Below are 6,784 nucleotides of genomic sequence, written 5' to 3'. Positions count from 1 at the left end.
GAAAGGCGAAGAGACCCAGCAAATCCAGGGCCCTCACCCGGTGGAGCTGGCAGGTGAGCTGGCCGCAGTGGGCGGTGTCCATGGGCAGCGTGCGCACCATCCCCCTGGACAGGCCGGAGGTTTTCAGCCGCTGCCGCTGTTTGTCTCCGGTGAGGCGGTTTTCCAAGGTTACGACCATGGTCAGCCGAGCCACCGGGAGGAAGGAGCGGGTGTGGGCGGCAATCTGCCACTGGCCGCTCTCCCCCTGCACCAGTTGAGATGCCGAGGGGGTCAGCTCCAGGTGCACTCCGATGACCTCCCGGAGGCTGAGAGCCAGGGAGAGGAGGGGGAGGGCGATGACGCAGATCAGAAGGAACTGGGCCAGATAGCCGTCATAGAAGATTTGAAGGGCCAGGGCGGCCAACAGAGCCACCCCGTAGACGATGCGCCGGCCGACCATAACTTATCTCAGCCGGGGGGCTTTGACCCCCTGCATCAGCCGGGCCATCAGCTCCTTTTGGGCCTGGGGGGTCTCCGCCGCCCGGGGGGCGAAGATGAGTCGGTGGGCAATGACGTCGTAGAACATGGACTGCACGTCTTCGGGAATCACATAATCCCGGTCCGAGGCCAGAGCCAGAGCCTGGCTGATGTGGGTCAGGGCCAGGGTGGCACGGGGGCTGGCCCCCTGGAGAATTTGGGGGTCCCGGCGGGTGGCCTCGATGAGCTCCAGCAGATAGCTGAGCACGTCGTCGGACACGTGGACCTGGTCCACCGCCCGGCGCAGCCCTGCCAGTCCGGCGTGGTCCACCGCCTGCTCCACCTGATCCAGGGGATTGCCTCCCTGGCGGTCCCGCACCATGGCGAACTCTGCCTGACGGGAGGGATAGCCCAGGGAGAGGCGGACGGTAAAGCGGTCCAGTTGGGAGTCGGGGAGGGGCTGGGTTCCGGCGGCACCCACGGGGTTCTGGGTGGCGATGACCACAAAGGGCTGGGGAATGGGGCGGGACACCCCGTCCACCGTCACCTGGCCCTCCTCCATGGCCTCCAGCAGGGCCGACTGGGTGCGGCTGGTGGCCCGGTTGAGCTCGTCGGCCAAAAACAGGTTGCACATCAGGGCTCCGGCGTGGTACTCAAAGCCCCGGCGCTCCTGGTTGTAGACGGAAAATCCGGTGAGGTCGGAGGGCATCACATCCGGGGTGAACTGCACCCGCTGACAGCGCAGGCCCAGGGCCTTGGAAAAGGCCAGGGCCATGGTGGTCTTGCCCACGCCGGGGATGTCTTCCAGCAAAATGTGGCCCCGGGCCAGAATGGACAGCAGGACCCGGGCTAACACCTGGTCTTTGCCCCGCACTGCCTTGCGTACTTGGGCGAGAATGCTGCGAATGGCCATCTGTTCGGTATGCATAGGATGGTCCCCCTTCTCATGTGTATTGTATTATAAATTTGAGAGATGTCTCCCAGTGTTGGAAGTCTGTTTACTGTAAGAATACACCACAGGGTGGGGAGCGTCAATGGAATTTGGGGGAATGAGGCCTTTGTGGAAACCGTCTGTTCCATTCTGCCATTTTATTCTATAATGGGACAGAATTATTTTTCATTCCCCGCACATTTCACCTGCCTCCACCGTTATATCAAAGCCCATACAGGCCGGTCATTCGATTGGAATAATCCATCGATGAACTACCTGTATCATAGACCATTTTTGTTCCCTGTGCCGTATATCCACAAAGTAGGATTTCGGGGCGAAAAACGGAAATTTCCACGATTATGGAAAGTATGGCATAATCCAGTTAGCGGCAGGAAAACAGCCGCCGGAAAGGAGTGGGCGCCTTATGCTGAGGGCAACTACCATACAGGAACGCCTTTGGGAGTTACGCAAGGATAAAGGCTTAAATCTGGAAGAACTGGCGCAGCAAACCGGCATTTCAAAGTCAGCCCTCGCCAGCTATGAAGCCAAAGACTATAAGGAAATTAACCACGGCAACCTTGTCATACTGGCAGACTTCTATCAGGTGTCCGTTGATTATCTGCTGTGCCGGACAGAGAACCGGGAACAGGCAAACACGCCTTTAATGGAATTGCACTTGACGGATGAAATGGTGGCGTTGCTGAAAAGCGGCCGTATCAACAACCGGCTCCTGTGTGAGATTGCTACCAATGATAAATTTGAACAGCTTATGACCGACACGGAGATTTACATAGACGGCCATGCAACCTCTACCTTCCGTACCCTTTATGAATCTTTGGAAGAACAGCGGCAGATTATCGTTCAGAAATACAAGCAGGCTGATAAGGATTTCTATTCAAAGACCATCCTTGCCGCAGAGGTAAAGGAAGAAGATTTCTTCTGTCATGTGACGCACAAAACATGGGACGCCATTCTCCACGACATACGGAAAGCCCATGAGCATGACATTGACAGCACGCCGGATTATTCTCTTGCAAAGAAGATGGCTCTGGAAATCCGAAAGGCTATTCAATCTTCCGGGGATTATCTCGGAAAGGTGTGGGCGGTCATTTTCAATATGCTCGGTATTGACTTTTACAAGCTGACGCCGGATGAACAGAAGATATTGAAAAAGATACTGTCAAAATCCCCGAGCATCAAAAACAGCCCCTTCAATTTCCGGCGCAAGAGAAAATGAAAACTGCCGTTGTGGGAATGAGTGTTCCTGCAACGGCAGTTTTATTTTTTCAATTTTGGGTGTGCGCCATTATTTTTTAAGATTTATCATCTTTTTTTTGTTGCCACTAAGAGCGATGAAGCCAGCCGTAACAGCCAGTGCAAGTATAATGTCATGTTCGCCTAATGGGTTAGCTATAATCGAATACACCAGATATGCTGTGCAAAGTAACAATACCGCCAGAACAATTCCCCGCACGACTTTTCTGTTCTTAAACATCATGTCCTCCTTACAATTTTTTGTCAAAATATATCGTTGCAACCAGTTCAATCATATTGCGTATTCCAATATAAATCAGCGCAAATGTAACCACTCTCTGTAGTGTAAATGTCGTTTGACTATCTATAAACAATGGCAAAACCACAAGCAAGACGATTAGAACTGCATTTGAGATATTCGCAGCATTATTTGCGTTAAGCTGTATCAATTTCCAGCGTTCATCACCCTTATATTGCATTTGTTTTTTTGCTTTTAAGAAATACAATCCCAAAGTTACAGCTAATGCCGCAACAAGAAAAATCAAAAGAATAGTTTGTTCATTCATACTATTTGTCCTCCCTATGTTCAAAAACTTCATCAATAGAAACACCAAAGGCTTCTGCAATCTTAAAAGCCAACTCCAAAGACGGGGTATATTTATATTTTTCTATTGATATAACCGCTTGCCGGGAAATCCCAACCTTATCAGCCAAATCTGCTTGTGTCCAATCTCTTTCAGCCCTTAGCACTTTAATTCTATTCCATATCAAAGTCATCTCTCCTTTCCAAAATGTAATGAAGTGATTACATTTACAGTGTAATGCACTCATTACATTTTGTCAAGAGGGAAGAACAACTTTTTATAAATCGAAGCATAGGAAAAGCGCAGGAAGTCATTTCTGTTCTCTGCGCTTCTAATGATACACTTTTTTGCCGTGTTTCTAATCGTCCTGTTCCAACTCAATCACATCCAAAATGCCACAATTCAGGGTTTCGCAGATACGAACCAGCGTTTCCATGCTGATGTTCTTGCCTTTACCCATGTTAGCAATCATATTTGTGGTAAGACCGGCGGCAATCCGCAAGTCCTCTTTCCTCATGTTGCGCTCAACCAGCGTATGCCAGAGGGGTTTATAGCTTATGTGCATTTATCCTCCTGCCTTTCTCCCGGTTCCGGGGTTCCTGTTCCCATTATATCAAAATTCTTGCTATCCCACAAACATTTCTTGACACAACCGCCGGTTCCGTCTGGATTGTGCTTTTCCTTTCTTCTCTTGATTACATCTACTTAGCCATAAGCTGGGCTATGCCAAGGGGTATAGCGGGATTTTGAGACTGGCCTACTGGCTGAACCTCATGGTACTGCCCTTTGTGTTTGTCTGCCTGTGCGGCAGCTTTTCCGACGACCACGTGTACAAGACCTGGCCCATCCTCACCAGCAGCAAGCACGGGCGGAAGTCCCTGGCACTGGCCCGGCTGGCGGCGGGGGAGACTCTGGCCGGCGGTGCCATCCTGATGCTGTTTGCCATCACCGCAGCCATTCAGTTCTGGGTCCACGGTGCCCAGGGGGCGAATACCCCCATTCAGCTGCTGGAGCTGGAAAGTGTGCTTCTGGGGTACCCGGACGTCAGGTTGTGTGACAGTAGCCGAGCCATGACGGCAGGGCAGGGAGTGCTGGTCACTATAGGGATGAGTTTGCTCATCATCCTGTTTGCAGGGGCCTTGGCCATGCTTCTGTCCAAACTGTTTCGCCGGGCCATTCCCGCTCTGGCTTTGCCCCTGGGCCTGCTGCTGGGTTCCCTGTTCTTGGAGTCCCCGCTGTTTTATTTTTATGGGCCGGACCGGATATACACTCAGATTTGGAGTTATGTTCCCATTCACCGCATGTCCCCAGAGTTTCTCTTGGATGAGCGTCTTGTTTCCCTGGGGGGCATACAGCTGGAGAGCATCACCGTGTCGTTTTGCCTCTATGGCCTGCTGGCCATCCTCTGCCTGGTCTGGTGCTTCTGGCTGTACCGACGGCACGTGGTGGAACAGGAATGAGGTGGCGGTATGAAGGAATTTGGTACCCTGTACGTCTTTGGATTGAAAAAGATTTTGGGGCAGCGGCTGGTGCTGGTGTCCCTGCTGCTGGGTGTAGCCATGATATTCGGCTGGAATCTGCTCACCTTCGCCTCCACCGGGTACTACTTCAACGTCTATGATGCCGGGGACCGTACAGTGGAACGGCAGATTGGAAACTATGGAGCAGTGGAGGCCATGGGCCGGGATTACCTGCGGGGATTGTCCGGGCAGCTGTTGGACAATGCGCTCATGGAGCAGCTGGCGGCGGAATACGCAGACAGTGACACCGGGACGATCTTGAGTAATTTGGATGGCTACTCGCCCTTTTCCTATCTCAACACCATGCTGGGCCAGGAGGTCACGGCTCAGAGATTTTACCGGGACAAGGTGCGCCGCTTTGAGGTCAACCAGGAGGAGTGCCTTTTGACCGACCAAGAGATGGCCTATTGGCAGGGAAAGGCCAGCAGCCTGGGGCCCTTTACCCTGGACTACGCCGGAGGCTGGCAGGCCATGGCCCGGGATTCTGGCCTGCTGTGCCAGGTGGCGGTGCTGCTGTCTGCCATGTGTCTGTGCCGCCTCTTCTCAGAGGAGCACCGCACTCGCACCGACCAGCTGGTGTTGACCAGCGCCAAAGGGAAAACCACCGCCTTTTGGGCCCGCTGGGCGGCGGGGTGCAGCTTTGCCGCTGGGCTGACATTGGTTTTGTCCGGGGTGTACATCCTGGTCTACGGTGGGTTTTACGGGCTGGATGGCTTTTCCACCGCTCTCCGGTTGTGGAGCGGGGGGACGCTGCCCCTGCACCTGTCCATGGGCGGATTTGTGCTGGTGCTGCTGGCCCTTCTGGTGCTGGGGGGCATGGCCATGGGTGGATTGGTGATGCTGATCTCGGAGCTGCTGCGCTCGGCGGTGCTGGCTCTGGCGGTGCCCTTTCTCCTGTCCGGGATCACCGTTTTGGGGCTGTTTCGGGGCCAGGGACGCCTGGTGGAGCAGGTGGCCAGCTACCTGCCCTTCTCCCGCATCAGCACGGCCACCCTGTACGACTACTTCCTCGTACCCCCCTTCCAGCTCAACGCCATTGAGTTCAGCGTTCCGCTGTATGTCCTGCTGGCCCTTCTCTTTGGAGGCTTGTGCTGGCTGTGCTATCGGAAGTATCAGGTCACCGGGCGATAGGAGCGTAGAACCTGCACTCCAATCAGTTTAGAGTGCCTAACAAAACTTAAAGGCAATGAGAGCAACCGCAAGGGTAAGGAAGGCCGAATGGATATCTGCCCTCCGCTCATAACGAACGAGTAAGCGTCGATATCGATGGAGCCAGGCAAAAGTGCGCTCAACAACCCAGCGGTGTTTTCCGAGATGAGAAGAACTCTCTACACCGCGTCTAGCAATTCGTGGAATAATATTGCGTAGCGTACACGCCTGCCTGCAAAATGAGTAATCATATGCCTTATCTGCATGTAGTTTTTTGGGGTGGCAAGAAGGTCCACCCTGAAATGTGTTTAAAATGGGCAGGTTATCCAACATATGAGTTAACATTTTGCAGTCATTCCTATTGGCAGCAGTGAGGGCAACCGCCAGTGGAATACCATTCCGGTCCGTTATGACGTGATGTTTGCTTCCAGGTCGGCCTCGATCTACAGGGTTGGGTCCTGTGAGTTGGCCCCCCTTTTTGCCTGGATCACAGAACTGTCAATGCAAACTCTGGTCCAGTCGATTTTATGAGCATCGTGCAGGGTTTGTAGAATACTGCAATGAATTTTCTCCCAAACACCGGCTTTTTGCCACTCTTGCAGCCTACGCCAGCAGGTCATACCACTTCCACATCCCATCTCCTGTGGGAGCTCTTCCCATGGTATTCCTGTTTTAAGCACAGAGATGATTCCAGTCAAAGCTGCTCGATCAGAGATACGAGGACGCCCGCCTTTGGGCGAAGGTATATGCTGAGGAAGAAGGGGTTCCACGATTGACCACAGTTCATCACTTACTAGCTTCTTTGGCATACCTTTCACCTCCACTAGCATTATATCTCATTATCCGTAGCTTGTCTGGCTTTTGTTAGGCGCTCTTAAGACGTTACAAAA

9 protein-coding genes and 1 pseudogene are annotated in these 6,784 nt (G+C 53.0%); 3 read left to right on the top strand and 7 right to left on the bottom strand.

What is annotated here, in order from left to right; genetic code table 11:
• Positions 1-439: pseudogene (locus E0L15_RS11820) on the bottom strand (DUF58 domain-containing protein); the annotation flags it as partial.
• Positions 440-442: 3 nt separating this feature from the next.
• Positions 443-1,384: a MoxR family ATPase gene (locus tag E0L15_RS11815; RefSeq protein WP_168125743.1), complete on the bottom strand. Its 942-nt coding sequence runs from the start codon at positions 1,382-1,384 to the stop codon at positions 443-445.
• A 427-nt stretch (positions 1,385-1,811) separates the two neighbouring features.
• Here E0L15_RS11815 and E0L15_RS11810 point away from each other — a divergent pair, with 427 nt between their 5' ends.
• Positions 1,812-2,624 (top strand): helix-turn-helix transcriptional regulator, encoded by an 813-nt coding sequence (locus E0L15_RS11810; protein WP_168125742.1) that lies wholly within the window; start codon positions 1,812-1,814, stop codon positions 2,622-2,624.
• A gap of 69 nt (positions 2,625-2,693) precedes the next feature.
• On the opposite strand, the gene E0L15_RS11805 is transcribed toward E0L15_RS11810, so the two are convergent.
• From E0L15_RS11805 to E0L15_RS11790, 4 genes are all read right to left on the bottom strand, one after another.
• On the bottom strand, positions 2,694-2,882 hold the full coding sequence (locus tag E0L15_RS11805) for a hypothetical protein (protein ID WP_168125744.1): 189 nt from the start codon (positions 2,880-2,882) through the stop codon (positions 2,694-2,696).
• A gap of 10 nt (positions 2,883-2,892) precedes the next feature.
• Positions 2,893-3,207, bottom strand: coding sequence for a hypothetical protein (locus E0L15_RS11800; RefSeq protein WP_168125741.1), 315 nt, complete (start codon positions 3,205-3,207; stop codon positions 2,893-2,895).
• Position 3,208: 1 nt separating this feature from the next.
• On the bottom strand, positions 3,209-3,412 hold the full coding sequence (locus tag E0L15_RS11795) for a helix-turn-helix transcriptional regulator (RefSeq protein ID WP_087303186.1): 204 nt from the start codon (positions 3,410-3,412) through the stop codon (positions 3,209-3,211).
• A gap of 171 nt (positions 3,413-3,583) precedes the next feature.
• Positions 3,584-3,790, bottom strand: a complete 207-nt coding sequence (locus tag E0L15_RS11790) for a helix-turn-helix domain-containing protein (RefSeq protein ID WP_117492451.1) — start codon at positions 3,788-3,790, stop codon at positions 3,584-3,586.
• Positions 3,791-3,971: 181 nt separating this feature from the next.
• On the opposite strand from E0L15_RS11790, the gene E0L15_RS11785 reads away from it, so the two are divergent.
• Together E0L15_RS11785 and E0L15_RS11780 are read left to right on the top strand one after the other, a co-directional pair.
• Positions 3,972-4,685: a hypothetical protein gene (locus E0L15_RS11785; RefSeq protein ID WP_168125740.1), complete on the top strand. Its 714-nt coding sequence runs from the start codon at positions 3,972-3,974 to the stop codon at positions 4,683-4,685.
• A gap of 9 nt (positions 4,686-4,694) precedes the next feature.
• Positions 4,695-5,876 carry a hypothetical protein gene (locus E0L15_RS11780; protein WP_168125739.1) on the top strand — a complete coding sequence of 394 codons (1,182 nt, stop codon included), beginning with the start codon at positions 4,695-4,697 and terminating at the stop codon, positions 5,874-5,876.
• A 36-nt stretch (positions 5,877-5,912) separates the two neighbouring features.
• Here E0L15_RS11780 and E0L15_RS11775 read toward each other — a convergent pair.
• Positions 5,913-6,703 (bottom strand): IS5 family transposase gene (locus E0L15_RS11775; protein WP_168125738.1). Its coding sequence is split into 2 segments (ribosomal slippage): positions 5,913-6,382 and positions 6,382-6,703, totalling 792 coding nucleotides; the frame shifts between segments, so codons are not numbered across the junction.
• Between the last annotated feature and the right edge of the window lie 81 nt (positions 6,704-6,784).

Origin of the sequence: Pseudoflavonifractor sp. SW1122, from assembly GCF_012027765.1 — a bacterium.
Lineage (GTDB): Bacteria > Bacillota > Clostridia > Oscillospirales > Oscillospiraceae > Enterenecus > Enterenecus faecium.
This window is presented reverse-complemented; position numbering and strand designations above follow the sequence as displayed.